The sequence below is a fragment of the Neisseria sp. P0021.S007 genome (assembly GCF_051956855.1).
Map to the genome: position 1 here is coordinate 1 of NZ_JBQCXA010000480.1, position 708 is coordinate 708.

1 protein-coding gene and 1 pseudogene are annotated in these 708 nt (G+C 51.0%); one reads left to right on the forward strand and one right to left on the reverse strand.

Translation table 11 applies throughout. The annotated features are described in order from the left end of the window. Nucleotides 1-187: hypothetical protein (locus tag ACTHUR_RS14115; protein WP_440399177.1), on the forward strand; the 187-nt coding region annotated here is incomplete at its 5' end. A 154-nt stretch (nt 188-341) separates the two neighbouring features. Here ACTHUR_RS14115 and ACTHUR_RS14120 read toward each other — a convergent pair. After that, nucleotides 342-708: pseudogene (locus ACTHUR_RS14120) on the reverse strand (MFS transporter); the annotation flags it as partial.

Here is a 708-nt window from a genome sequence, read left to right on the forward strand (position 1 = left end):
ACCAAGTACGGCTGCTACGGCTACGGCAGCAACAGGGATAAGATACTTTTTCATTGCTTCAGACACACAGATTGAAAGCGTTAAGCATAGCATTTTTTGCTTTGCTTGTCTTTTCGGTGTGGCGGCTTCCTGTGAAGAATATGGGGCGTCTGAAAAATTTTGGGCTGTTTTTTCGATTGTTCGGTAGGTGTTGGCGGGTAGTGTTTGGATATGTCTGTATTAGGTTTCAAAGGATGTTCAAATGCAGTTTTTACTGTTTCCGTTAGTTGCGTTGACGGATGGGTGGTGCGGGTAAAAGCGGGGAATATCTTTCAGACGACCTTTAAGGTTTGGGGAAATGTTCAGTCGGTTAGGTTGCGTCCGTCGGAAATGTGCAGGCGGCTGAATATGGTGCTGGAGACGAGTGTAATCAAACCGATGGAAAGCAGGGTAAGGCGGAATGAAAGGTGGAGGTTGCCTGCGGTGAAGCTGCTTTGTGACCAGTTTTGCAGGATAAGCGCGCCGAGCGCAATGCCGAGGCTGATGGCGAGTTGTTGGTTGACTGCCATCAGGCTGTTGCCGCTGCCGGTTTGGTGCGCGCGCAGGTCGGCGATGGTCAGGGTGTTCATGGCGGAGAATTGGATGGAGTTGCAGATGCCGATGAGGAGCAGCAGGACAATCCATACGCTTAAGGACGTGTCCGCGTCGGGTAGGGCAAGCAGCATAATC